This window comes from Amorphus coralli DSM 19760 (assembly GCF_000374525.1).
In the GTDB taxonomy this organism is placed as follows: domain Bacteria; phylum Pseudomonadota; class Alphaproteobacteria; order Rhizobiales; family Amorphaceae; genus Amorphus; species Amorphus coralli.
On sequence record NZ_KB894576.1, the window covers coordinates 111,235 to 135,572 of the forward strand.

Below are 24,338 nucleotides of genomic sequence, written 5' to 3' on the forward strand. Positions count from 1 at the left end.
AGGCGACCGGAACGGGAGCCGCCGCAAGGCGCTCCCGGACCTGGGACCGGATCAGCGCGTCGGGACCGGCTTGTCGCCACGATAGTCGTAGAAGCCGCGCCCGGCCTTGCGGCCCAGCCAGCCTGCCTCGACATATTTCACCAGCAGCGGGCACGGCCGATACTTGGAATCGGCGAGGCCCTCGTAGAGCACCTGCATGATCGACAGGCAGGTATCGAGGCCGATGAAGTCGGCCAGCTGCAGCGGCCCCATCTTGTGGTTGGCGCCGAGCCGCATGGCGGTGTCGATCGCCTCGACCGAGCCGACGCCCTCGTAGAGCGTGTAGATCGCCTCGTTGATCATCGGCAGCAGAATGCGGTTGACCATGAAGGCGGGGAAATCCTCCGCCACGGCCGCCGTCTTGCCGAGCTTGGCGACGAAGCGCTTGGCCTCGTCAAAGGTCTCGTCCTCGGTGGCGATGCCGCGCACCAGCTCCACCAGCTCCATCACCGGCACCGGGTTCATGAAGTGGATGCCGATGAAGCGCTCCGGCCGGTCGGTGGTGGCCGCCAGCCGGGTGATGGAGATCGACGAGGTGTTGGTGGCGAGCATGGCCTCCGGCTTCAGCAGCGGGCAGACCTGGGCGAAGATCTTGCGCTTCACCTGCTCGTTTTCGGTGGCCGATTCGATGATCAGGTCGACGTCGCCAAGCGCGTCGAGATGCTCCGCCGGGTTGATCCGCTCCAGCGCCGTCTTGCGGACGTCGTCCTCGATGCGGCCCGACGAGACCTGGCGCGCCATGTTGCCGGTGATCGAGGCGAGGCCGGACTGGATCCGCTCCATGCTCACGTCGTGCAGGAGCACCTCGAACCCGCCGACGGCGCATACGTGCGCGATCCCGCTGCCCATCTGGCCTGCGCCGATCACACCAACTTTCTTAATCTCGACCATTCTGTCCTCGATCGGTGCCCGGGCACCCCAGCACATGGAGTTGGCGCCCGACGGCGCGACTTTGGGTCAATCCCCGGTCCGGCACAAGTCGTGGCGGTCCGGCCGCTCCACTTTGCCGGCCCGCTGTTGCCGATCCGGCGCAGGCCTACTTCTTGTCGAGCTCCGCCTCGAGCTCCGGCAGAACCTGGAACAGGTCGCCCACGAGGCCGTAGTCGGCGACCTGGAAGATCGGCGCGTCCTCGTCCTTGTTGATCGCCACGATCACGCGGGAATCCTTCATGCCGGCGAGATGCTGGATCGCGCCGGAGATGCCGCAGGCAATGTAGAGGTCCGGCGCCACGACCTTGCCGGTCTGGCCCACCTGCAGGTCGTTCGGGGCGTAGCCGGCGTCGACAGCGGCGCGCGAGGCGCCGATGGCCGCGCCCAGCTTCTCCGCGATCGGGGTGATGACCTCCTCGAACTTCTCCGCCGAGCCGAGCGCCCGGCCGCCGGAGACGATGATCTTGGCCGAGGTCAGCTCGGGCCGGTCGGATTCCGACAGGCTCTCGCCGACGAAGGACGACAGGCCCGGATCGGCGGCCGCCGCCGCGTCCTCCACTGGGGCCGAGCCGCCCTCGCCGGTGGCCTGGAAGGAGGCGGTGCGGATCGTCATCACCTTCTTGGCGTCGGTGGACTTCACCGTCTGCACGGCGTTGCCGGCATAGATCGGCCGCTTGAAGGTGTCCGGCGCCTCGACCGCCATCACCTCGGAGATCTGCATGACGTCGAGAAGCGCGGCGACGCGCGGCATGACGTTCTTGCCCGACGTGGTGGCCGGAGCCACCAGCGCGTCATAGCCGTCGGCAAGCGACACGATCAGCGCCGCGAGCGGTTCGGCCAGCGGTGCGGCATACCCGTCGGCCTCGGCCACGAGCACCTTGGCCACGCCGTCGAGCTTGGCCGCCTGGTCGGCGACCGCGCGGCAGTCCTTGCCCGCCACGAGCACGTGGACGTCGCCGCCCAGCTCCTTCGCCGCCGTCAGCGCCTTTGCGGTCTGTTCGCTCAGGCTCGCATTGTCGTGGGCCGCAACCAGAAGGGTCGTCATGGTCTTGCTCTTCTCTTCGTTGCCTTGGCCGGCATCGCCCGCCGGCATGCATCAGTCGTCGGTGCCGGACGGGCCCTAGAGGACGCCCGCCTCGTTGCGGAGCTTGGACACCAGCTCGGCGGCATCCGCCACCTTGACGCCCGCCTGGCGCACCGCCGGCTCCTCGGTCTTGAGGATCTCCAGCCGCGGTGCGGGATCGACGCCGTAGTCCTCGACGGTCTTCTCGTCGATGGGCTTCTTCTTCGCCTTCATGATGTTCGGCAGCGAGGCATAGCGCGGCTCGTTGAGGCGCAGGTCGGTGGTCACCACCGCCGGCATCGTCACCTTCACCGTCTGCAGGCCGCCATCAACCTCGCGGGTGACCTCGGCGCTGTCGCCGGAGATCTCCAGCTTCGAGGCGAAGGTCGCCTGCGCCCAGCCGAGAAGGGCGGAGAGCATCTGTCCGGTCTGGTTGCTGTCGTCGTCGATGGCCTGCTTGCCGAGGATCACCAGGCCCGGCTCCTCGGCCTCGACCACGCCCTTCAGCACCTTGGCCACGGCCAGCGGCTCCAGCACGGCGTCGGTCTTCACCAGGATGCCGCGGTCGGCGCCCATGGCGAGGCCGGTCCGCAGCGTCTCCTGCGCCTGTTGCGGGCCGATGGAGACCACGACGATCTCCGTGGCCGTGCCGGCTTCCTTCAGCCGGATCGCCTCTTCGACGGCGATCTCGTCGAACGGGTTCATCGACATCTTCACGTTGGCCAGCTCGACGCCGGACCCGTCCGGCTTGACGCGGACCTTCACGTTGTAGTCGACGACGCGCTTAACCGGCACAACGATCTTCATGAAACCACTCCCGTAATCTCTCCGCGCCAGGCGCTGGACACGCCGGTTCCGGACCTTCGACACTGCGTCGTCCGGCGCCGAAAAAGCCCACGTTGCCGGAGAGTGGCGGGACCGTACTTGCGGCCGAAAAGGGTGTCAACGCAGAGACCCGGACGCTGCCCGCTGCAATGCAGCGCGCCCTGCTGCGCCGCCACAACCGCGCTCAGCGGGTTGCCCCCGGCACCCATAGAACGTCGCGCGAACCGCCTTCGTTCGCGGCCCGGCTGGCCACGAAGAAGAAGTCGGACAGCCGGTTCAGATACTGCATCGCCGCCTCGCCCACCGGCTCGCGCGCGGCGAGATCGACGGCAAGGCGCTCGGCCCTCCGCGACACGGTGCGGCAGTGGTGCAGATGGGCGGCAAGCGGCGTTCCGCCGGGCAGCACGAAGGAGCGCAGAGGATCGAGCCCGGCGTTCAGCCGGTCGATGTCACCCTCCAGCCGCTCCACCTGGCTCGGCACGATCCGCAGCGCCTTGTCCTCGTAGGGCCCGTTGGGCGGGGTCGCCAGGTCGGCGCCGAGATCGAACAGCTCGTTCTGGATGCGCGCCAGCATGGCGTCGATCTCCGGCGCCCGGTCGGAGTGCAGCCGCGCGAGACCCACCGTCGCGTTGGTCTCGTCCACGGTGCCGTAGGCCTCGATCCTGAGGTCCGACTTGGGCCGCCGCTCGCCGGTGGACAGTGCCGTCGAGCCGTCGTCGCCGGTGCGGGTGTAGATCTTGTTCAGGACCACCATGAGGGCGTCTCCGGGTTCTTCGCGCGCGAGCGCGGGCGCGCCTGCTTGATGAGAGAGGCGTCAGCGCCCGATGAGATAGAGCGTGGCCATGATGAGGATGATGGCCAGGAACTGCAGCCCGACGCGCCAGCGCATCAGCGTCTGCGACCGGCTGGAGCTGCCGCCCCGCACGAGGTTGATCAGCCCGAGCACCAGCACGATGGCCACGGCGCCGATCGCGATCGGGATGAGATTGTAGAGAATGACTTCCATCGGGTCGGGCCTTTCGGGTCAGCCCGGACGAGCTGCCGTTTCGAGTTTCGCGATGTGGATCAGATGGCTTCGCCGCGCAAGAGACGCGGCTCGTTGGGGTCGAAGCCTGCGGCCTGGCGCATGAAGACGCGCTTCAGGCCGGGCAGCCGGTCGACGAGGCCGAGCCCGACGGTCCGCGCCAGCCGCACCGGCGCAAGGTCGTTGGAGAACAGCCGGTTCAGGATGTCGGTGGTGGCCGCCATTTCCAGCGTGTCGAAGCGACGCCAGCGCTCGTAGCGCTCCAGCACGTCGATGGCGCCGATGTCGAGGCCGATGCGGCGGGCCTCCACCACCACCTCCGCCAGCGCGGCGGCATCGCGGAAGCCCATGTTCAGGCCCTGTCCGGCGATCGGGTGGATCGCATGGGCGGCGTCGCCGGCCAGGACAAAGCGCGGCGCCGCGAAGGCGCGCGCGATCTGGACGGACAACGGGTAGGCCGAGCGCGAACCGTCGAGGCGGATTTCGCCCAGTTCCGGGCCGAACCGGCGGGCGAGCTCGATCTCGAAGGAGAAGTCGTCGAGGCCGACGAGCCGCTTCGCCTCGATGCTGCGCTCGGTCCAGACGATAGAGGACCGATTGCCCTTCAGCGGCAGGATGGCGAACGGCCCGGCCGGCAGGAAATGCTCCACCGCGCGGCCCTCATGCGGCAGCTCGTGACGGACCGTGGTGACGATGCCGCTCTGGTCGTAGGCCTCGCCCACGGTGCCGATGCCTGCCAGTCCCCGAAGTCGCGACCGGACCCCGTCACAAGCGACCAGCAGGCTGGCCCGCAGGGTGCCGCCGGAGTCGAGCCGGATGTCCACACCGCCGTCGTCGGCATCGAAGATCCGCACCGTCTCTCCCGAGATCTCCCGCACGCCGGCCGCCAGCGCGGCCTGGGCGATCGCCGGGAAAAGCGTCTCGTTGGGGATCATGTGCGCGTAGGGCTCGCCCGGCTCCACGTCGCCGACGAAGCTCAGGAACACCGGCCGCACCGCGTCGCGCAGCTTGCTGTCGGTGATCACCATCTCGGTGATGGGCTGGGCGTCGGCGGCCACCGCCGACCAGACGCCGAGGCGCACCAGCATGCGCCGGGCCGAGGCGGCGATGGCGGAGGCGCGGTCGTCGCCCTTCACCGAGGCGATCGGGCGGGGATCGATCACCGCCACGGACAGTGAAGGATCCGCCTTCTTCAGGGCCAGGGCCAGGGTCAGGCCGACAGAGCCTGCGCCCGCGATTGCCACGTCGATGGGATCGGAAACCCGGCTCATTGTCCTGCGCCTCACACTCTCACTGTCCGGACCGCAACGGCCACCGGTGCCGGGCCGTTCCGCCGGCGGCGGCCACCTTGACAGTCGTTTGCGCCCGGGGGCAAGTGCGCGGCTTGCCCCTGCGGCGATCGGGCCGCGCTGCTGAAGGATCTCCCATGAGCACTGCCGTTGCGGACCTTCTCGCGACCCTCGACCTGGAGCCTCTCGAGCAGGACCTGTTCCGCGGCCGCAGCCCGCAGGTGGGATGGCAGCGGGTGTTCGGAGGCCAGGTCATCGGCCAGTCGCTCGTGGCCGCGACGCGGACCGTCGGGGACCGCCCGGTTCATTCGCTGCACGGCTATTTCATGCGTCCCGGCGACCCGTCGGTGCCGATCATCTACCAGGTCGACCGGATTCGCGACGGCCGCAGCTTCACCACCCGCCGGGTCGTCGCCATCCAGCACGGCAAGGCGATCTTCTCCATGTCCGCCTCCTTCCACATCGAGGAAGACGGGCCGGAACACCAGTTCGCGCTGCCCGAGGGCATTCCCATGCCCGAAGACCTGCCGAGCGAGCAGGAGTTCAAGCAGGGCGTCATCGAGCGGGCGCCGGAAAACGTGCGCCGCTACTGGGAGCGCGAGCGGCCCATCGAGCTCAGGCCCGTCGACCTGCGCCACTATGTCAGCCGCGAGAAGCTGGAGCCCCGTCAATATGTCTGGGTCCGCGCCACCGGCGCGCTGCCCGACGATCCCGGCATTCACAAGTGCGTCCTCGCCTATGCATCCGACATGACGCTGCTCGACACCGCGCTGTTCCCGCACGGAACTTCGGTCTTCGACCGGGCCCTGCAGGTGGCGAGCCTCGACCACGCCATGTGGTTTCACCGCCCGTTCCGCGCCGACGACTGGCTGCTCTATGCCCAGGACGCACCGACGACGATCGGGGCGCGGGGATTCACCCGCGGTCTCATTTACGATCGCAAGGGCGCCCTGGTTTGCTCGGTCTCGCAGGAAGGGCTGATCCGGCCGCGCCGCGGCGAGGGTGAACCGCCCTCCGGAGTCCCTGTCGTAGAGCCTAATTTTTAGGCAATCTGACCTTTTCGTCCTCAGAATCCGGCATTTCGCCCGTTGGAATTCCCGATGTGCGCTGCTTTGCGCGCATTCGATGCCGTTTGGCACGGCATTTGATTCCCTGCTGATCAGTCGCTCCCCACCGCCCGACGGCGGGTGTGTCGGCCTGGCCGCGCCGGTTTCGGACGGCCGCATTCGCCGCGTTGGTCTGAAGAGAAGGGAAAACGGGAACCACGCATGAAAATCGTGATGGCCATTATCAAGCCGTTCAAGCTCGACGAGGTGCGCGACGCCCTCACGGGGATCGGCGTCCAGGGGCTGACCGTCACCGAGGTCAAGGGATACGGCCGCCAGAAGGGCCACACCGAGATCTACCGGGGTACGGAATACGCCGTGAGCTTCCTGCCGAAGCTCAAGATCGAGGTCGCCGTTCCGGCTGAAACCGCCGACCGGGTGGTCGAGGCGATCGCCGCCGCCGCCAAGACCGGCCAGATCGGTGACGGCAAGATCTTCACCTATTCCATCGACCAGGTGGTCCGCATCCGTACCGGCGAAACCGACTCGGAAGCGCTGTGATGTCCTGGGCTGACGAACCGAACAGGGGTCTGACCAAGAGAATGCCAATGAAAAAGCTCTCCACCCTCCTAACCGGGGCTTCCGTCGTGGGCGCCGGCCTCGTGCTCGCCTCCCACGGTGCATTCGCCCAGGACGCGGCGGCGGAAGCCGCCGAGGCCGCGGCAGCTCCGGGCGTGCCCTTCATCTTCAACACGCTGCTGTTCCTGATCGCCGGCTTCCTGGTCATGTTCATGGCCGCCGGCTTCGCGATGCTCGAGGCCGGCCTGGTCCGGACCAAGAACGTCTCGATGCAGTGCCTGAAGAATGTCGGCATCTACTCCATCGCCGGCATCATGTTCTGGCTGATCGGCTACAACGTCATGTATGACGGCGTGGACGGCGGCTACTTCGGCTCGTTCACCTGGACGGTCATCCCGGATCCGGCCTCCGATACCGGCGACTACGCCGCCGCTTCGGACTGGTTCTTCCAGATGGTCTTCTGCGCCACCACGGCGTCGATCGTGTCCGGCACCATCGCCGAACGCGTCAAGCTGTGGCCGTTCATGATCTTCGTCGTCTTCCTGACCGGCGTGTTCTACCCGATCACGGGCGCCTGGCAGTGGGGTGGCGGCTGGCTCGCGGAGATGGGCTTCTCCGACTTCGCCGGTTCCACGATCGTGCACTCGGTGGGCGGCTGGGCGGCTCTCGCCGGCGCGCTGGTCATCGGCCCGCGTATCGGCAAGTTCGGCACCGGCGGCGTCGTTCACGCCTTCCCGGGTTCGTCGATCCCGCTTGCCACGCTCGGCATGTTCATCCTCTGGCTCGGCTGGTTCGGCTTCAACGGCGGTTCCCAGCTCGCGCTCGGTTCCATGGAAGATGCCTCCTCGGTGGCCCGGATCTTCGTCAACACCAACATGGCGGCCGGTGCCGGCGTGGTGGTCGTGATGATCCTCACCCAGATCTTCTACCGGAAGGTCGATGTCACCATGGCCCTCAACGGTGCCCTGGCCGGTCTCGTGTCCATCACGGCCGAGCCGCTGGCTCCCTCGCTCCTCATGTCCGCCATCATCGGCGGCATCGGCGGCGCGATCGTGGTCATCGTGGTGCCGCTGCTCGACAAGGTGAAGATCGACGACGTCGTGGGCGCCATCCCGGTCCACCTGGTGGCCGGCATCTGGGGCACCCTGGCGGTTCCGCTGACCAACTCCGACGCGAGCTTCAGCACGCAGATCATCGGCATCGTGGCCGTCGGCATCTTCACCTTCGTCGTCAGCCTGGTTCTCTGGCTGATCCTGAAGGCGATTGTCGGTGTCCGTCCGACCGCCGAGGAAGAGTCGCTGGGCATGGATGCCGTCGAAGTCGGCATCGAGGCCTACCCCGAGTTCGGGGTTGGCGGACAGCGGATGTAAGTTTCCTCCCAACACGATCGCTTGAGGTCGTGACTGGCCCGGGGGCTTCTCGCCCCCGGGTTTTTTCATGCCCCGAACCGGGGATGACATCGTTCTCCGTCGAGAAAGCCGCGCAGATCACCGCGCCGCCGACCGCGCACCCGGCCCCGCGCAGTTCTGCGCACATCTGCGCACATCTGCGCAGCCCTTTTCCGCGCAGCGAACTGATCCGTCGAAAGCGTCTCCGATAGCCCTGGATCCCGCAGGCCAACCGCTTGCGAAGAGCCGCCCGGTCAGTCCTCGGGCGTGCCGTAGCCGCCACCGGTGGGGGTGGTGACGATGATCGCCTCGCCCGGCTCCAGCACCGTCTGGTCGGTACCGTCCAGCACCTCGATCCGCCCGTCCGCCCGACGCACCTCGGTGCGACCGAGCGCACCCGGCTCGCCGCCGGCCAGGCCGTGCGGGTGAACCTTGCGGTGCGATCCGAGAATGGCGCAGTCCATCGTCTCCAGGAACCGCAGGGTACGCCGGGTGCCGGAGCCGGAGGTCCACCGGCCACGACCGCCCGAGCCTTCGCGGATGTGAAAATCCTCCAGCAGAACCGGGAAGCGGAACTCCAGCACCTCCGGATCGGTGAGCCGCGAGTTGGTCATGTGGACGTGCACGCCGTCGGTGCCGTCGAAGCCGGGACCGGCCGGCGAACCGGAGCAGATGGTCTCGTAATACTGGTAGCGGTCGTTGCCGAAGGTCAGGTTGTTCATCGTTCCCTGGGCCGAGGCCATCGCATCGAGCGCCCCGAACAGGCAGTTCGTCACCTGCTGGCTGGTCTCCACGTTGCCCGCCACCACAGGCGCCGGGTAGCGCGGCGACAGCATCGAGCCTTCCGGGATGATGATGTTGATCGGCCGCAGGCAGCCGGCGTTCATCGGGATGTCGCCATCCACCATCACCCGGAAACAGTAGAGGACGGCGGCCCGCGTCACCGGCTCAGGGGCATTGAAGTTGGAGTATTGCTCCTCCGACGTGCCGGTGAAATCGACGGTCGCCTCGCGCTTCTCCTTGTCGACGGAGATGGCCACGCGGATCGCCGCGCCCTGGTCGGTCTCCACCTCGAAGCTGGAATCGTGCAGGGCGTCGATCACCCGCCGCACGCTTTCCGCCGCGTTGTCCTGGACGTGGCCCATGTAGGCCTCGACCACGTCGAGCCCGAAATGACCGACCATCTTGCGCAGTTCCTGGACGCCACGCTCGTTCGCGGCGATCTGCGCCTTCAGGTCGGCGATATTCTGCGCCGGGTTGCGGCACGGCCAAGGATGATCGGTGAGGAGCTCGACCAGTTCGTCCTCGCAGAAGCGGCCCCGGTCGACGAGCACGAAATTGTCGATCAGGACGCCTTCCTCGTCGACCGTGCTGGCCCGGGGCGTCATGGAGCCCGGCGCGCTGCCGCCCACGTCGGCGTGGTGGCCGCGGCTGGCCACGTAGAAGAGGATGGTCTCGCCGGCCTCGTCGAACACCGGCGTCACCACCGTGATGTCCGGCAGATGGGTACCGCCATTGTAGGGCGCGTTCAGCGCGAACACGTCGCCCGGCCGCATCCGCCCCTCGTTCTGCTCGATGATGCTCTCCACCGAGCGGTCCATGGAGCCCAGGTGCACCGGCATGTGGGGGGCATTGGCGACGAGCGCGGCGTTGCGGTCGAACACAGCGCAGGAGAAGTCCAGCCGCTCCTTGATGTTCACCGACGACGCCGTGTTCTGGAGCGTCACGCCCATCTGCTCGGCGATGGACATGAACAGGTTGTTGAACACCTCAAGCATCACCGGGTCGGCATCGGTGCCGATCGCCACCCGCGCCGGCAGCGCCACCACGCGCTTCAGGACGACGTGGTCCCTGGCCGTGATCTCCGCTTCCCAGCCGGGCTCGATAACGATGGTCTGGTGATCCTCGATGAGCAGGGCCGGACCGGCCAGCCGACCGCCGGGGCCGGTGGCGGCACGCCGAACGACCTTCGCCTCACGCCACTCGCCATCGCTGAAGATCCGCGTGGTCGCGGCCGCCTCCGGTTCGTGCGGCGAAACCGCCTGCTCCGTCTCAGCCAGATCGACGCCACCGCCGAGCGCTTCCACCTCGATCGCCTCGACCACCACCGGGCGGTTGTCGAACGCGAAGCCGAACTGGCGCCGGTGCACCGTCTCGAAGGCAGCCGCCATCTCTTCTGCGCCGGCGAACGGAACGGCGAGCGCGGTGTCTGTGCCATCGTAGCGCAGATGGCATCGGACATCGACGCTGACGTCCTCCTCCGCGACGCCCTGGCGGACGAGTTCTCCGCGTGCGTCGCCGGACAACGCGTTGGACAGGGCCTGGAGCTCCCGGACGAGCGCCGGAGCGAGCGTCTTCGCCACCGAACGGGTCCGGTTGGCGCGCACATCGGCGAGACCCATCCCGTAGGCCGACAGCACCCCGGAATAAGGGTGCATCATCACCGTCTTCATGCCGAGGGCGTCGGCAACCTTGCAGGCGTGCTGGCCGCCGGCGCCGCCGAAGCAGACCAGCGTGTAGCCGGTGACGTCGTGTCCGCGCTCCACGGAGATCTTCTTGATGGCGTTCGCCATGTTCTCAACGGCGATGGTGAGAAAGCCGTCGGCCACCTCCGCCGCACCCCGCCCGTCACCGATTTCCGCGGCCATCGCCTCGAAGCGAGAACGGACGAGATCGACGTCGATGGGCTGGTCCTGGTCCGAGCCGAAGATTTGCGGAAACTCGTCGGGCAGAAGCTTGCCGACCATGACATTCGCGTCCGTCACGGCCAGCGGGCCGCCGCGCCGGTAGCAGGCGGGACCGGGGTTGGCGCCGGCGGAATCCGGCCCCACCCGGAAGCGGGCGCCGTCATAATGGAGGATCGATCCGCCACCGGCGGCCACCGTGTGGATCTGCATCATCGGCGCGCGGATGCGAACCCCGGCAACCTCGGTCTCCAGCGTGCGCTCCAGGTCGCCCGCGTAGTGGGAGACATCGGTGGAGGTGCCGCCCATGTCGAAGCCGATGACCTGCTCGAAACCGGCAAGCTTCGCCGTCTCCACTGCCCCGACCACGCCACCGGCAGGGCCAGACAGAATCGCGTCCTTGCCCTGGAAGAGGTTGGCGGCGGTGAGACCGCCGGACGACATCATGAACATCAGGCCGATGCCGCGAGTGGCGGCCGTGCCGGGACCATCGTCAGCCCACTTGTCGGTGAAGGCGGAGGCAACCCGATCCACGTAGCGGCGCAGGATCGGGGAGAGATAGGCGTCGACCACGGTGGTGTCGCCGCGCGGAACCAGCTTCATCAGCGGCGAGACCGCGTGGCTGGCGGAAACCTGCGAGAAGCCGAGGGAGCGGGCGAGCGCCGCCACGAGACGTTCGTGCTCGGGATAGGCGTAGGCATGCATGAAGGCGACGGCGACCGCGTCGATGCCGTCGGCCTTTGCCTGCTTGAGGATCGCGCGAACCGCGTCGAGATCGGGCGACGCCTCGACCGTGCCATCGGCCCGGACACGCTCCTCGACCTCGGCGACACGCTCATAGAGCATGTCGGGTTTGCGGATGATCTTGGCGAAGATGTCGGGCCGGGCCTGATGCCCGATCTTGAGGGCGTCGCGGAAACCCTTCGTGACCAGGAGCAGGGTGCGGTCGCCCTTGCGCTCCAGGAGCGCGTTGGTGGCCACCGTCGTACCCATCTTGATCGCCGCGATGCGCCCGGACGGGATCGCCGCCTCCGGTTCGATCCCCATGAGGCCGCGAATGCCATGCAGGGCAGCGTCTTCGTAGGCTTCGGGGTTCTCGGACAGCACCTTGCGGGCCTGGAAGTCGCCGTCCGGCGTTCGCGCAACGATATCGGTGAACGTGCCGCCCCGGTCGATCCAGAAGCTCCACTGTCCCGCGCTCATGCCGTCTCGTCCTTCTGTCGCGCCTGCCGGGCTGGCGGCGATCCGAAGCGGATCTTCTAGCCGTGCTCCCGCTCCCCACCAAGGGAGAGGATCGCGACAGGACGCGTCAAGCCTTGCGGGAAGAGATGAGGGTCAGAACGCAGGACGGGCGCCGAAGATTTCTCTCCGGCGCCCGTCCATACAATGGCGCGCAGACATGCCGCGCAGGTGGGTCAGTTGGTGCCGGCGAGGGTCAGCTCGGCAACTCCGGCCGCAATGTTGACGCCGGTCTGAGCCTGGACGCTGATCGGGTTGAGCGCGACGGAGCGTTCGAAACCGCCGACAAGGGCGTTGGCGCCGAGGCCGACACCGGCGGTGGCTTCCGCCGTGGCGCCCACATACTTGCCTTCCAGCATGTTCGGGTCGAATTTCTCTCCGGCGGCCAGAACGCCCCAGACGACCTCGCTCTGCTGGGTCTTTCCGATATCGATGCCGTACTTGTTGATCGTGCCGGTGTATGTCTGGGTCGCCCCGCTGCCCACCGGCGTGTAGACGCAGGTCAGCTGCTTCGTGGACCCGAAGACGAAGCCGGATCCGCCGGCGATGGTGCACTCCAGAACGCCGACCTTGGCGCGCTCCTGAGCGACGGCGGGCGCGGCCGCGCCGATCGCAACGGTCATGGCGGCGGCGGCTACAGCGGTCTTGATCATGGTTGTCTCCCGTGTTGCGGGGCGGCGCTGCGACCATCGCCTCGCCCTCCCCGAGGGTGTTCCGTGCAGCGTCGCGCACGGCCGCGCCCCATCAGGGACACAGGCCGTGCGCGAAGGGTCTGTTCGGTCCTCGCCGCGAGAGACGGGCGGCTCTGCGCCGGCCTACTTGAGGCTGCCGCAGAACCGCTGGATCCGCTCGCAGGCCGTCTCCAGCGCCTCGGTGGCCGTGGCGTAGGAGATGCGGAAATTCGGACCGGTTCCGAACGCGCTGCCCTGGACGACAGCAACGCCTTCCTGCTCCAGGAGTTCCGTGACGAAGTCCTCGTCGGTGGCCAGCGTCTTGCCCGACGGTGCCGTCCGGCCGATGGTGCCGGCGCAGGACGGGAACACGTAGAACGCGCCTTCCGGGTTCGGGCACTGGATGCCCGAGGCCTGGTTGAGCATCGACACGACCAGATCGCGCCGCTGCTTGAAGACGATGTTGTTCTCCGCGATGAAGCCCTGCGGGCCCGTCAGCGCCTCCACGGCAGCCCACTGCGAAATGGAGCAGGGATTGGAGGTCGACTGCGACTGGATCTTGGCCATCGCCTTGATCAGCTGTTCCGGGCCGCCGGCATAGCCGATACGCCAGCCGGTCATGGCATAGGCCTTGGAGACGCCGTTCACCGTGAGGGTGCGGTCGTAAAGCTCGGGGCACACCTGGGCGATCGTGGTGAACTCGAAGTCGTCGTAGACGAGATGCTCGTACATGTCGTCGGTCATCACCCAGACGTGCGGGTGCTTCGCCAGCACCGCACCGATCTCGGCGAGTTCGGAGCGCGTGTAGGCGGCGCCCGACGGGTTCGAGGGCGAGTTCAGAACCAGCCACTTTGTGCGCGGCGTGATGGCGGCCTCGAGCGCCGCCGCGGTCATCTTGTAGCCGGTCTCGCCGGTGGTCTCGACCGCCACCGGCTCGCCGCCACCGAGGAGCACCATGTCCGGGTAGCTGACCCAGTAGGGCGCCGGCACGATCACCTCGTCGCCGGGGTTCAGCGTCGCGACCAGGGCGTTGTAGAGGATCTGCTTGCCGCCGGTGCCAACCGAGATCTGCGAGGTCTTGTAGTCGAGCTCGTTCTCGCGGCGGAACTTCTCGACGATGGCGTCCTTCAGCTCCGGAATGCCGTCGACCGCGGTGTACTTGGTCTTGCCGGACCGAATGGCGGCAATGGCCGCTTCCTTGATGTTCTCGGGCGTGTCGAAGTCCGGCTCGCCCGCTCCCAGGCCGATCACGTCGCGGCCCGCGCGCTTGAGTTCGGCCGCCTTGTTCGTCACCGCGATGGTCGCGGACGGCTTAACGCGGCTGAGGGAGTCGGCGAGGAGACCCATTGTTCATCTTCCTTGGTCTGCGGAGGTTGCGGAAAGGTCGGCAAAAGCACTGAAAGGGCGCGTCAGCGACGCACCCTCAACGACGGATCGACATGCGGTGACGAAGGCCGGGCCTGCAATCCGCCAGGCAGCAGCGGCCCGGTCGCGGGACCCTTAGAACGGGATGCCCGGACCGATCGCCCCGTTCCAGCCGTCAACGGTGCCGTGGGGCTGGTCGTAGGTGTAGTCGTTCACCGGGATGTCGAGATTCGGCGTTTTGAGTTTGCCGCTGTTGATCCCGGGGCTGATGGGCAAGCCCGAATTCGTCAGCATGTACACGCCGGGGAGGCTCGGACCATACGGCCCGGGATAGGCGTATCCGCCCGGCGTGACCGTGATCTCCGGAGCATTCTGTGCCGTGGCGGTAAAGCCCGGCGCGGTGACCAGCAGCACCACTGCGGTGGCGGTGAAGCTCCTCATCATACTCATGTCTCCCTGCAGCCGGCCCCGCAGACACCCCAGTCCCCGGAACGACGCTCAAACGCTTCTGGAGGAACATATAACCCCCAAACCGCTGCGAAGCACGCCCGCTGATGGCCAAACGGGCCAATTTTCGCCATGGGTGTCGCATCGTTGCCGCAATTCGCCGCGCTCGCGCGGCGCGGAGTGTCAGCGCACCAACCGACCGACCAGGCGCGCCGTGTAATCGACCATGGGAATGATCCGGCCGTAGTTCAGCCGCGTCGGGCCGATGACACCCAGCGCGCCGACCACCCGATTCTCCTCGTCGCGGTAGGGGGACACCACCAACGACGAGCCGGACATGGAGAAAAGCTTGTTCTCCGAGCCGATGAAGATGCGCACCCCGTCGGCATCTTCGGCCCGCGACAGGAGCTGCAGGAGTTCGCGGTTGCTCTCCAGATCGTCGAACAGGCGGCGAATGCGCTCCAGATCCTCCTGGGCGGTGAGATCTTCCAGCAGGTTGGCGCGGCCATGGACGATGAGCGTGCCGCCGTCCTCCTGAGTCCCGCTGCCGGCCCAGGTGACGATGCCCATCTCCACCAGACGACGGGTGAGCTCGTCGAGCTCCGCCTGCTGCTGGTCCTTGAGGCCCTGCAGCGCGGTCATCGCCTCGACCAGCGTCTTGCCGCGGATGTGGGCGTTCAGGTAGTTCGTCGCCTCCGCCAGCGCCGACGGTGGCAGGCCCGGCGGCAGGTCCACGATGCGGTTCTCCACCGAGCCGTTCTCGCCGACCATGACCACCAGCGCGGTGGCCGCGTCGAGGCGGACGAACTCGACGTGCTTGACGCGCAGATCGGCCTTGGACACCACCACGACGCCGGCGCCGCGCGACAAGCCGGACAGAAGCTGGCTCGCATCGTGGAGGAGGGCGTCGGTGCCCCGGTCGGAGCCGCCGGCCCGGACCTGGGACTCGATGCCGGCCCGGTCCTGGTCCGACAGGTCGCCGATCTCCAGCAGCGCGTCGACGAAGAAACGCAGGCCCTGCTCGGTCGGCAGCCGGCCGGCGCTGGTGTGCGGGGCATAGATGAGGCCGAGCGCCTCGAGATCCGACATGACGTTGCGGACAGAGGCCGGCGACAGCGCGGTGGCCAGCTGACGCGAGATGTTGCGCGAGCCGATGGGCTCGCCCGTATCCAGGTAGGACTCGACGATCTGCTTGAAGATCTCGCGCGAACGGGCGTCGAGATCCACGAGGTTCGACTGCGGCGGTTCGATCCGACGATCAGAAGCCACTTTCGCTTCACTCCGACTGTTGCGGGGGATGCCCGGCCGTTCGGGGCCGGTCATCCGGTAATGGCTGTCCTGCCTATGCTGGAGACGGTACCGCGTCCGTCAAGGGCGAAGACGCCGGGCGCGCCTTTACGGTTCCCGGCAAAGCTGATTACTAGGGCCGCATCGCGGGCCGGAGCCCGCCGGCCGCCCGGCGGCCGCCCTTGAGACATCCGACTGGGAGACTGCCGCATGCGCCCGTCCAACCGCGCAGCCGACGAAATGCGACGCGTGTCGCTCGAGCGCGGCGTCTCGCGTCACGCCGAGGGGTCCTGCACCGTGCGCTTCGGCCACACCCATGTCCTGTGCACCGCGAGCCTGGAAGAGCGGGTTCCGCCGTGGTTGCGCGGCAGCGGGGAAGGGTGGGTGACCGCCGAGTACGGCATGCTGCCGCGCGCCACCAACACGCGCATGAAGCGCGAGGTGAAGGCCGGCCAGCCCTCCGGCCGGACCCAGGAAATCCAGCGCCTCATCGGCCGCTCGCTGCGCGCCGTCGTCGACCGCCGCGCACTGGGCGAGCGCCAGATCACCGTCGACTGCGACGTCATCCAGGCCGACGGCGGCACCCGGACCGCCGCGATCACCGGTGCCTGGGTCGCGCTTTCGGACTGTCTGAACTGGATGGCCCAGCGCAACATGCTGCGCGGCGGCCAGGTTCTGCGCGATCACGTGGCCGCGGTGTCGTGCGGCATCTATCGCGGCACCCCGGTGCTCGACCTCGACTATGCCGAGGACTCGGAGGCGGAGACGGACGCCAACTTCGTCCTCACCGGCTCCAAGGGGATCATCGAGATCCAGGGGACGGCGGAAAAGACGCCGTTCTCGCGGGACGAGTTCGGCCAGCTGGTCGATCTCGCCGAGGTCGGGGTGGGCCAGCTCGTGGAGCTGCAGAAGCTGGCGATCGGCTGATCCCATGAGCGTGCGCACCTTCACCGAGACCGAACTCGTCGTCGCCAGCCACAACGCCGGCAAGGTCCGCGAGATCCGGGAGCTGCTCGCGAGCTTCCCGATCGACGTGCTGGCCGCTTCCGATCTCGGACTGCCAGAGCCGGAAGAGACCGGCACGACCTTCACCGAGAATGCGGTCCTGAAGGCGAAGGCGGCGGTGGCGGCATCGGGCAAACCGGCGCTGGCCGACGATTCCGGGCTGGCCGTCGACGCGCTCGGCGGCGATCCGGGCATCTACTCGGCCCGCTGGGCCGGCCCGGACAAGGATTTCGCGCAGGCCATGCGCAACGTGGAGGAGAAGCTGCAGGAGGCCGGGGCCACCGGTCCCGAAGCCCGGACCGGCCGTTTCGTCGCCGTTTTGGCGCTCGCCTGGCCGGACGGTCACGTGGAGGTCTTCCCCGGCGAGATCGAGGGCACCCTGGTCTGGCCGCCCCGGGGGGAGAAAGGCTTCGGCTACGACCCTATATTCCGTCCCGAGGGACACGAGCGGACCTTCGGAGAGATGACGGCAGACGAGAAACACGGATGGCGGCCGGGCGCCGCGAGCGCGCTTTCGCACCGCGCACGGGCGTTCAAGTCCCTGGCGGAAACGTGCCTGAGACGCTGACCATCGCCGACCCGACCGCGGGCAGCGAGGACAGCCTCGCCGTCTACGTCCACTGGCCGTTCTGTGCGGCCAAATGCCCTTACTGCGATTTCAACAGCCATGTCCGCCACGGAGGCGTCGACCAGCAGGCGTTCGCCGACGCGCTGGTGCGCGAGCTTGGGTTCGCGGCGGCGCGCGTGCCCGAACGGACGGTGACGAGCGTCTTCTTCGGCGGCGGCACGCCATCGTTGATGACGCCAGAGACCGTCGGCCGGATCATCGACGCGATATCGGCAACCTGGCGTATCTCCAACGACTGCGAGATCACGCTGGAGGCCAATCCGTCGAGCGTCGAGGCGGATCGCTTCGCCGGCTACCGGCTCGCCGGCGTCGACCGGGTCTCGCTCGGCGTCCAGTCTCTGCGCGACGCGGACTTGCGTTTCCTGGGACGCCTGCACGACGTGGCCGCGGCGAAGCGGGCCATCGAGATCGCGCGCTCGACCTTTTCTCGGATTTCCTGCGACCTGATCTATGCCCGCCCGGGCCAGACGCTCGCCCAGTGGGAGGCCGAACTCGGCGAGATGCTGGGCTACGCGCCCGATCACCTCTCGCTCTACCAGCTGACCATCGAGCCCGAGACGCCGTTCTTTCGACTCCACGAGACGGGCAAGCTGACCATTCCCGATGACGACACCGGCGCCGACCTGTTCGAGGCGACGCGGGCCATGTGCGCCGACGCCGGCCTGCCGGCCTATGAGGTCTCCAACCACGCCAGGCCGGGTGCGGAATGCCGGCACAATCTGGCCTACTGGCGGGGCGGCGACTATGTCGGCATCGGTCCGGGGGCGCACGGGCGGCTGACCGTTGACGGCGTGCGCCACGCCACCATCGCGACCCGTCACCCGGAAAGCTGGTTGGCTGGCGTGCTTGCGGACGGCCACGGCTACGCGGAGGATACGCCGCTGTCACGCGAAGAAAGCGGCGAGGAATTCCTCGTCATGGGCCTGCGGCTGGCGGAAGGCATCGATCTTGCGACGTACCGGGCGCGCAGCGGCCTGACGATCGAGCCTGCTGCGGTCGCCGACCTGGTCGAAGCCGGACTGGTAGGGTTCTCCGCACCTGACTGTCTCGTCCCTACCGACCGTGGCACGCTGGTGCTGAACGCGCTCATTGGCGAGATCGCCAGCCGCGCAAGCCTCGCCGCCCCCGAGCCTGTCGGTTATGGTCGTCTCCCCGACGGGCCGGGATCCGCCCGCCCGAACGCACTGGAGCCAACCGAGTGACGCTTGCCGAGACGCCGGGCACCAAGCGCGTCCCGCAGGGTCGCGAAACCATCCTCGACCGGGACGCCCTGACGGAGCGACTCGTCGAACGGCTGCGCGAAGACCGGGGCAACTGGAACAAGGCGCGCCCGGACGTGCTCGCGATCCTCAAGGAGGAGCGCGACGTGGCGATGGCGGAGATCGAGCGGCTGCTTGGAGAAGACGGCGGCGGCATTCTCTGCGCGCGCCGGATCGCGCGGCTGCACGACGACATCATCGCGGCCATCGCCCAGATCGTGACGTCCTACGCCTATCCCGCCGACAATCCGTCCTCCGCGGAGAGGATCTCCATCATCGCCGTCGGCGGATACGGACGCGGCACGCTGGCGCCCGGCTCCGACATCGATCTCCTGTTCCTGTTTCCCTACAAGCAGACGGGCTGGATCGAGAGCGTGGTGGAGGCGATCCTCTACATGCTCTGGGATCTCGGCCTGACGGTCGGACACGCGACCCGGTCCATCGACGACTGCATCCGGATGAGCAAGTCCGACATGACGGTGCGCACCGCCATCCTGGAGGCGCGGCCGCTGTGGGGCGACGCGGAGCTGGCCGAGGAGCTCATCAGCCGCTTCGACACCGCCGTCGTGCGCGGCTCCGCGGCAGAGTTCATTTCCGCCAAGCTGGCCGAGCGCGACGAGCGCCATCGTCGCCAGGGCCGGTCGCGCTATCTCGTCGAGCCCAACGTGAAGGAGGGCAAGGGCGGGCTGCGCGACCTGCACACGCTGTTCTGGATCGCCAAATACTTCTTCCGGGTCCGCACCGGGGAGGAGCTGGTGCAGCTCGGCGTGTTCACACGCGCCGACTATCGCCTGTTTCGCAAGTGCGACGACTTCCTGTGGGCGGTGCGTTGCCACCTGCACTTCCTGACCGGGCGACACGAGGAGCGGCTCTCCTTCGACGTCCAGCGCGAGATCGCGGTCCGCCTCAGCTACACCTCGCATCCCGGCCTGCGCGACGTCGAACGCTTCATGAAGCACTACTTCCTCGTGGCGAAGGACGTGGGCGACCTGACCCGCATTCTGTGCTCGGCGCTGGAAGAGGAACAGGTCAAGCAGGCGCCGAGCCTGAACCGCTTCCTGCGCACCATGCGCCGCGGCAAGCAGCGGGCCATTCGCGGCCACGAGGATTTCGTCGTCGACCACGAACGCATCAGCGTTGCCGACGATGAGGTGTTCAAGCGCGATCCCGTGAACCTGATCCGGATCTTCCACGTCGCCGACAAGCACGGGCTGGCCTTCCACCCCGACGCGATGACGCTGATCCGGCGCTCGCTGAAGCTCATCGATGCGTCGGTGCGCGACAATCCGGACGCGAACCGCTGGTTCATGGAGGTGCTGACCTCGCGGAACGACCCGGAAACGGTGCTCCGCCGCATGAACGAGGCGGGCGTCCTCGGCAAGTTCGTGACCGAGTTCGGAAAGGTCGTCGCGATGATGCAGTTCAACATGTATCACCACTACACCGTCGACGAGCACCTGATCCGCACCATCGGGATCCTGGCCGACATCGAGCGCGGCGCGCTGGAAGGCGAGCATCCGCTGGCGACCGCCCTGTTCCCGACGATCCAGAACCGGCGGATCCTCTATGCCGCGATGTTCCTCCACGACATCGCGAAGGGGCGGCCGGAAGACCATTCGATCCTGGGCATGAAGATCGCCCGCAAGCTTTGCCCCCGATTCGGCTTTTCGCCCTCGGAGACCGAAACCATTGCCTGGTTGATCCAGTATCATCTCTCCATGAGCGTCACCGCCCAGTCGCGCGATCTCGGCGATCCGAAGACCATCGCCGACTTCGCGGAGATCGTGCAGAGCCCGGAACGGCTGAAGCTGCTGGAGATCCTGACCGAGGCCGACATCGCGGCCGTCGGTCCCGGGGTCTGGAACGGCTGGAAGGCGCAGCTCCTGCGCGTGCTCTACGACGAGACCGAGCCGCGGCTTGCCGGCGGGCACTCGCGCCTGTCGCGGGCCCAGCGCGTGGCGGCAGCGCAGGACCAGTTGCGCGAGGCGCTCGCCGACTGGGACCAGTCAGACCTCGATGCCTATGTGGAGCGCCACTACGATCCCTACTGGCTGCGCGTCGACCTGCCGGAGAAGATCGCCCATGCCAGCCTGATCCACGAGGCGGCACGTGACGGACGGCGCTTCGCCACCGACCTTCAGGTGGACGAGCAGACTGCCGTGACCCGGCTCACGGTCCTCGCCCCCGATCACCCGCGGCTCCTGTCGGCCATCTTCGGCTCGTGTTCGGTCGGCGGCGCAAACATCGTCGATGCGCAGATCTTCACCACGACCGACGGGTTCGCCCTCGACACCATCGCCATCTCGCGCGAGTTCGACAGCACCGACGACGAGCGTCGGCGCGCCGAGCGGATCTTCGACCTGATCGAGCGCTCGCTGACCGGCAAGGAAAAGCTTCCCGCCAAGGTGGAGCAACGGATTCGCAAGAAGGCCGGCCCGAAGCCCTTCCGGCTGGCAACCGAAGTGCTGCTGCACAACACCTGGTCGGACCGGCACACGGTGCTGGAAATCTCCGGCCTCGACCGGCCGGGCCTGCTCTACGACCTGACGCGGGCGATTTCCGACCTGAACCTCAACATCGCCTCGGCCCACGTGGCCACCTTCGGCGAGCGGGTGGTCGACGTCTTCTACGTGACCGACCTGATCGGCCACAAAGTCTCCAGCGGCACGCGTGAAAGCCGCATCAAGAAGCGCCTTACTGCCGCCTTCGATGGAGACGACAAGCGCACGGGACCAAAGTCACGCGACCAGGCGGCAGCGTGATATAGGGTCCGGTCCGCCTTTCCCGCATCGACGCCGCTTCGGTTCCCTGACGTGAATCTCCTGCGCAACTTCGCCACAGTCGGCTCGTTCACGATGATGAGTCGCGTCCTCGGCTTCGTCCGGGACATCCTGATCGCGGCGTTCCTGGGTACAGGCGTCGTCGCCGACGCCTTCTTCGTCGCCTTCAAGTTGCCGAACCTGTTCCGCCGCCTGTTCGCGGAAGGGGCCTTCAACTCCGCCTTCGTGCCGCTGTTCGCGCGCGCCGTCGAAGAGGGCGGGCGCGAGGACGCGCGGCGCTTCGCGGAGGAAATTCTCTCGGCGCTGCTGGTGGTTCTGATCATCACCACGCTGCTGGCGGAGATTTTCACGCCGGCGCTGGTGTGGGCCATCGCGCCGGGCTTCGCCGGCGAGGATGCCGACAAGTTCGCCATCACGGTGGCGCTGACCCGGATCTGCTTCCCCTACCTGGTGGCCATGTCGCTGGTGGCCTTTCTCTCCGGCATTCTGAACACCTTCGACCGGTTCGCCGCCGCCGCCTTCGCGCCCGTGCTCCTGAACATCGTGCTGATCGCGGTCCTGGCCGGGATCGGCCTGTCCGGCCTGGCGCAGACGGAAAGCGCCGGATGGGTGCTGTCCTGGGGCGTGTTCGCCGCCGGTATCCTGCAGGCGGGCATGCTGTTCGTCGCCGTCCGCCGGGGCGGCTTTTCGTTCGCCCTCAAGCGGCCGCGCTGGACGCCCCGGGTGAAGCGGCTCTTGCGGCTCGGCGTGCCGGGCGTGCTGGCCGGTGGCATCACCCAAATCAACATCATGGTCGGCACCATCATCGCCTCGTTCCTGCCGGGCGCGGTGTCGTTCCTCTACTACGCTGATCGGATCTACCAGCTGCCGCTGGGCGTGGTCGGGATCGCCATCGGCGTCGCCCTGCTGCCGGATCTCTCGCGCCGTCTTCGTGGCGGCGACGGTGACGGAGCGCATCACACGCAGAACCGGGCGCTGGAATTCGCGCTGGTCCTGACGCTGCCGGCGGCGGTGGCCCTGGTGCTGGTTCCGGCGGAAATCATCTCCGTGCTCTTCCAGCGCGGCGCGTTCGATGCCGCCGATACCGCCGCGACGGCCGGCGCGTTGGCCGCCTACGGCCTCGGCCTTCCCGCGTTCGTCCTCATCAAGGTGCTGTCGCCGGCCTATTTCGCCCGCGAGGACACGGCAACGCCGATGTGGTTCGCCGGGGCCGGCATGGTGGTGAACGTTGGCGTCGCGCTGGCGCTGTTCCCGATCCTCGGCCATATCGGGATCGCACTCGCGACCTCGCTCGCGGGATGGGTCAACACGGCGCTCCTCTGGATCACGCTGGTGCGCCGGGGCGACTACCGCGCCGATCCGCTGGTCCGCAAACGGCTGCCCAGGATCCTGGTGTCCAGCGTGCTGATGGGCGGCGTGGTCTGGGGGCTGGCGATCGCACTGGCGCCGGCGTTCGGCTCCACCTCGCTGCTGGTGCGCGGCGGCGCGCTCGCCGGGATGGTCGGTATCGGCATGCTGACCTTCTTCGCCCTTTGCCAGTTGACCGGCGCCATCGACCTGAAGCGTTCGCTCGGCCAGATCCGCGGCAGCAAGAGACCGGCGGAAGGGTCCTAACGGGCGCCTTCGAGCCGCCTTTCGGCGGGTAGCTTCGCCTGCAATCCGCGCGAGCGGGTTGCGAAGGCGGCGGCGCTTCGCCATAACCCCATCGCTTCCACCCCTGCGGCAGGATTGGTCAGACCGGATGACGGCCTTCGAACCTCGTGTCTTTTCCGGCGTGCAGCCGACCGGAAATCTCCACCTCGGAAACTATCTCGGCGCCATCACACGTTTCGTGGCGCTGCAGGACGAGTATCCGTGCGTCTACTGCGTCGTGGACATGCACGCGATCACCGTCTGGCAGGAGCCAACGGAGCTGACCAACGCGATCCGCAGCGTGACCGCGGCCTTCATCGCCGCCGGTATCGACCCGGACAAGCACGTCATCTTCAACCAGAGCCAGGTGCACCAGCACGCCGAGCTGGCCTGGGTCTTCAACTGCGTGGCGCGGATGGGCTGGCTCAACCGCATGACCCAGTTCAAGGAGAAGGCGGGCAAGGACAAGGAGAACGCTTCCGTCGGCCTTTTCGCCTATCCGACCCTGATGGCGGCCGACATCCTGGCCTACAAGGCCACGCACGTTCCCGTCGGCGAGGACCAGAAGCAGCATCTGGAGCTGACGCGAAACATCGCGCAGAAGTTCAACCACGACTTCGCCGGCCGGATCGCGGAGCTGGGTCACGGCGAGGAGTATTTCCCCGTCACCGAGCCGATCATCCAGGGCCCTGCAACCCGGGTGATGAGCCTGCGTGACGGGTCCAAGAAGATGTCGAAGTCCGACGCCTCGGACTATTCGCGCATCAACCTGACGGATGACCGCGACACAATCGCCACCAAGATCCGCAAGGCGAAGACCGATCCGGAGCCGCTGCCGAGCGAAGCGAAGGGGCTGGAAGGCCGCGCCGAGGCCGACAACCTCGTGGGCATCTACGCGGCGCTGTCGGAGAAGAGCCGCGACGCGGTGCTGGCGGAGTTCGGCGGCGCGCCGTTCGCCACCTTCAAGCCGGCGCTCGCCGAGCTGGCGGTGGAGAAGCTCGCCCCGATGAACGGCGAGATGCGCCGCCTGCTGGCCGATCCCGGACATCTTGATGCGGTGCTTGCCCGCGGTGCCGACCAGGCGGCCGAGATCGCCGCGCCGGTCATCGATGGCGTCAGGGACATCGTGGGCTTCGTCTCCAGCCGCCGCAGCTGATC

General features: G+C 67.7%; 20 protein-coding genes. 9 read left to right on the plus strand and 11 right to left on the minus strand.

Annotated features, from left to right (window positions below):
- Positions 1–51: 51 nt before the first annotated feature.
- The 6 genes from C507_RS0117375 to C507_RS0117400 form a co-directional block, all read right to left on the minus strand.
- Positions 52–930 (minus strand): 3-hydroxybutyryl-CoA dehydrogenase, encoded by an 879-nt coding sequence (locus tag C507_RS0117375; protein WP_018700996.1) that lies wholly within the window; start codon positions 928–930, stop codon positions 52–54.
- A 145-nt stretch (positions 931–1,075) separates the two neighbouring features.
- Positions 1,076–2,014: an electron transfer flavoprotein subunit alpha/FixB family protein gene (locus C507_RS0117380; protein WP_026319205.1), complete on the minus strand. Its 939-nt coding sequence runs from the start codon at positions 2,012–2,014 to the stop codon at positions 1,076–1,078.
- 75 nt (positions 2,015–2,089) lie between these two features.
- Positions 2,090–2,839 (minus strand): electron transfer flavoprotein subunit beta/FixA family protein, encoded by a 750-nt coding sequence (locus C507_RS0117385; protein WP_018700998.1) that lies wholly within the window; start codon positions 2,837–2,839, stop codon positions 2,090–2,092.
- A gap of 202 nt (positions 2,840–3,041) precedes the next feature.
- Positions 3,042–3,611, minus strand: a complete 570-nt coding sequence (locus tag C507_RS0117390) for a cob(I)yrinic acid a,c-diamide adenosyltransferase (protein WP_018700999.1) — start codon at positions 3,609–3,611, stop codon at positions 3,042–3,044.
- 60 nt (positions 3,612–3,671) lie between these two features.
- The gene (locus tag C507_RS0117395; protein WP_018701000.1) at positions 3,672–3,863 is read right to left on the minus strand and encodes a twin transmembrane helix small protein; all 192 of its coding nucleotides are present in this window, start codon (positions 3,861–3,863) and stop codon (positions 3,672–3,674) included.
- Positions 3,864–3,922: 59 nt separating this feature from the next.
- Positions 3,923–5,152, minus strand: a complete 1,230-nt coding sequence (locus tag C507_RS0117400; RefSeq protein ID WP_018701001.1) for a ubiquinone biosynthesis hydroxylase — start codon at positions 5,150–5,152, stop codon at positions 3,923–3,925.
- A 155-nt stretch (positions 5,153–5,307) separates the two neighbouring features.
- Between C507_RS0117400 and tesB the strand changes: the two genes are divergently transcribed.
- From tesB to C507_RS0117415, 3 genes are all read left to right on the plus strand, one after another.
- A complete protein-coding gene (tesB, locus tag C507_RS21890; RefSeq protein WP_018701002.1) occupies positions 5,308–6,216 on the plus strand; it encodes an acyl-CoA thioesterase II in 909 nt (302 codons plus the stop codon).
- A 222-nt stretch (positions 6,217–6,438) separates the two neighbouring features.
- Positions 6,439–6,777 (plus strand): P-II family nitrogen regulator, encoded by a 339-nt coding sequence (locus C507_RS0117410; protein WP_018701003.1) that lies wholly within the window; start codon positions 6,439–6,441, stop codon positions 6,775–6,777.
- A gap of 47 nt (positions 6,778–6,824) precedes the next feature.
- On the plus strand, positions 6,825–8,165 hold the full coding sequence (locus C507_RS0117415; RefSeq protein WP_018701004.1) for an ammonium transporter family protein: 1,341 nt from the start codon (positions 6,825–6,827) through the stop codon (positions 8,163–8,165).
- Between the two features lie 272 nt (positions 8,166–8,437).
- Here the strand turns inward: C507_RS0117415 and C507_RS0117420 are convergent, their stop codons facing one another.
- From C507_RS0117420 to hrcA, 5 genes are all read right to left on the minus strand, one after another.
- Positions 8,438–12,070: a hydantoinase B/oxoprolinase family protein gene (locus C507_RS0117420; RefSeq protein ID WP_018701005.1), complete on the minus strand. Its 3,633-nt coding sequence runs from the start codon at positions 12,068–12,070 to the stop codon at positions 8,438–8,440.
- A gap of 212 nt (positions 12,071–12,282) precedes the next feature.
- Complete coding sequence (locus C507_RS0117425) at positions 12,283–12,759, minus strand: DUF992 domain-containing protein (RefSeq protein WP_018701006.1); 477 nt, start codon at positions 12,757–12,759, stop codon at positions 12,283–12,285.
- A 162-nt stretch (positions 12,760–12,921) separates the two neighbouring features.
- The gene (locus C507_RS0117430) at positions 12,922–14,124 is read right to left on the minus strand and encodes a pyridoxal phosphate-dependent aminotransferase (protein WP_018701007.1); all 1,203 of its coding nucleotides are present in this window, start codon (positions 14,122–14,124) and stop codon (positions 12,922–12,924) included.
- Between the two features lie 153 nt (positions 14,125–14,277).
- Complete coding sequence (locus tag C507_RS0117435) at positions 14,278–14,592, minus strand: hypothetical protein (protein ID WP_156829369.1); 315 nt, start codon at positions 14,590–14,592, stop codon at positions 14,278–14,280.
- Between the two features lie 180 nt (positions 14,593–14,772).
- Positions 14,773–15,858 carry a heat-inducible transcriptional repressor HrcA gene (gene hrcA, locus C507_RS0117440; protein WP_018701009.1) on the minus strand — a complete coding sequence of 362 codons (1,086 nt, stop codon included), beginning with the start codon at positions 15,856–15,858 and terminating at the stop codon, positions 14,773–14,775.
- Positions 15,859–16,086: 228 nt separating this feature from the next.
- On the opposite strand from hrcA, the gene rph reads away from it, so the two are divergent.
- From rph to trpS, 6 genes are all read left to right on the plus strand, one after another.
- Positions 16,087–16,803 (plus strand): ribonuclease PH, encoded by a 717-nt coding sequence (gene rph, locus C507_RS0117445; RefSeq protein WP_018701010.1) that lies wholly within the window; start codon positions 16,087–16,089, stop codon positions 16,801–16,803.
- A gap of 10 nt (positions 16,804–16,813) precedes the next feature.
- Complete coding sequence (rdgB, locus tag C507_RS0117450) at positions 16,814–17,449, plus strand: RdgB/HAM1 family non-canonical purine NTP pyrophosphatase (protein ID WP_425386860.1); 636 nt, start codon at positions 16,814–16,816, stop codon at positions 17,447–17,449.
- Positions 17,434–18,711: a radical SAM family heme chaperone HemW gene (hemW, locus tag C507_RS0117455; RefSeq protein WP_018701012.1), complete on the plus strand. Its 1,278-nt coding sequence runs from the start codon at positions 17,434–17,436 to the stop codon at positions 18,709–18,711. Before rdgB ends, hemW begins: the two co-directional genes overlap by 16 nt.
- Positions 18,708–21,530 carry a [protein-PII] uridylyltransferase gene (locus C507_RS0117460; RefSeq protein ID WP_018701013.1) on the plus strand — a complete coding sequence of 941 codons (2,823 nt, stop codon included), beginning with the start codon at positions 18,708–18,710 and terminating at the stop codon, positions 21,528–21,530. The genes hemW and C507_RS0117460 overlap by 4 nt, the downstream gene beginning before the upstream one ends.
- 51 nt (positions 21,531–21,581) lie before the next feature.
- A complete protein-coding gene (murJ, locus tag C507_RS0117465) occupies positions 21,582–23,162 on the plus strand; it encodes a murein biosynthesis integral membrane protein MurJ (protein ID WP_018701014.1) in 1,581 nt (526 codons plus the stop codon).
- Positions 23,163–23,289: 127 nt separating this feature from the next.
- Positions 23,290–24,336, plus strand: a complete 1,047-nt coding sequence (gene trpS, locus C507_RS0117470) for a tryptophan--tRNA ligase (protein WP_018701015.1) — start codon at positions 23,290–23,292, stop codon at positions 24,334–24,336.
- The last annotated feature ends 2 nt before the right edge of the window (positions 24,337–24,338 follow it).

Excerpts from the sequence above, each read along its gene's own strand:
- trpS (WP_018701015.1), top strand. The coding sequence starts at position 23,290 with ATGACGGCCTTCGAACCTCGTGTCTTTTCCGGCGTGCAGCCGACCGGA.
- C507_RS0117410 (WP_018701003.1), top strand. The coding sequence starts at position 6,439 with ATGAAAATCGTGATGGCCATTATCAAGCCGTTCAAGCTCGACGAGGTG.
- C507_RS0117390 (WP_018700999.1), bottom strand. The coding sequence starts at position 3,611 with ATGGTGGTCCTGAACAAGATCTACACCCGCACCGGCGACGACGGCTCG.
- tesB (WP_018701002.1), top strand. The coding sequence starts at position 5,308 with ATGAGCACTGCCGTTGCGGACCTTCTCGCGACCCTCGACCTGGAGCCT.
- C507_RS0117400 (WP_018701001.1), bottom strand. The coding sequence starts at position 5,152 with ATGAGCCGGGTTTCCGATCCCATCGACGTGGCAATCGCGGGCGCAGGC.
- C507_RS0117425 (WP_018701006.1), bottom strand. The coding sequence starts at position 12,759 with ATGATCAAGACCGCTGTAGCCGCCGCCGCCATGACCGTTGCGATCGGC.
- C507_RS0117385 (WP_018700998.1), bottom strand. The coding sequence starts at position 2,839 with ATGAAGATCGTTGTGCCGGTTAAGCGCGTCGTCGACTACAACGTGAAG.
- C507_RS0117430 (WP_018701007.1), bottom strand. The coding sequence starts at position 14,124 with ATGGGTCTCCTCGCCGACTCCCTCAGCCGCGTTAAGCCGTCCGCGACC.
- C507_RS0117395 (WP_018701000.1), bottom strand. The coding sequence starts at position 3,863 with ATGGAAGTCATTCTCTACAATCTCATCCCGATCGCGATCGGCGCCGTG.
- C507_RS0117375 (WP_018700996.1), bottom strand. The coding sequence starts at position 930 with ATGGTCGAGATTAAGAAAGTTGGTGTGATCGGCGCAGGCCAGATGGGC.
- C507_RS0117435 (WP_156829369.1), bottom strand. The coding sequence starts at position 14,592 with ATGAGTATGATGAGGAGCTTCACCGCCACCGCAGTGGTGCTGCTGGTC.
- C507_RS0117420 (WP_018701005.1), bottom strand. The coding sequence starts at position 12,070 with ATGAGCGCGGGACAGTGGAGCTTCTGGATCGACCGGGGCGGCACGTTC.
- C507_RS0117380 (WP_026319205.1), bottom strand. The coding sequence starts at position 2,014 with ATGACGACCCTTCTGGTTGCGGCCCACGACAATGCGAGCCTGAGCGAA.
- rph (WP_018701010.1), top strand. The coding sequence starts at position 16,087 with ATGCGCCCGTCCAACCGCGCAGCCGACGAAATGCGACGCGTGTCGCTC.
- C507_RS0117415 (WP_018701004.1), top strand. The coding sequence starts at position 6,825 with ATGAAAAAGCTCTCCACCCTCCTAACCGGGGCTTCCGTCGTGGGCGCC.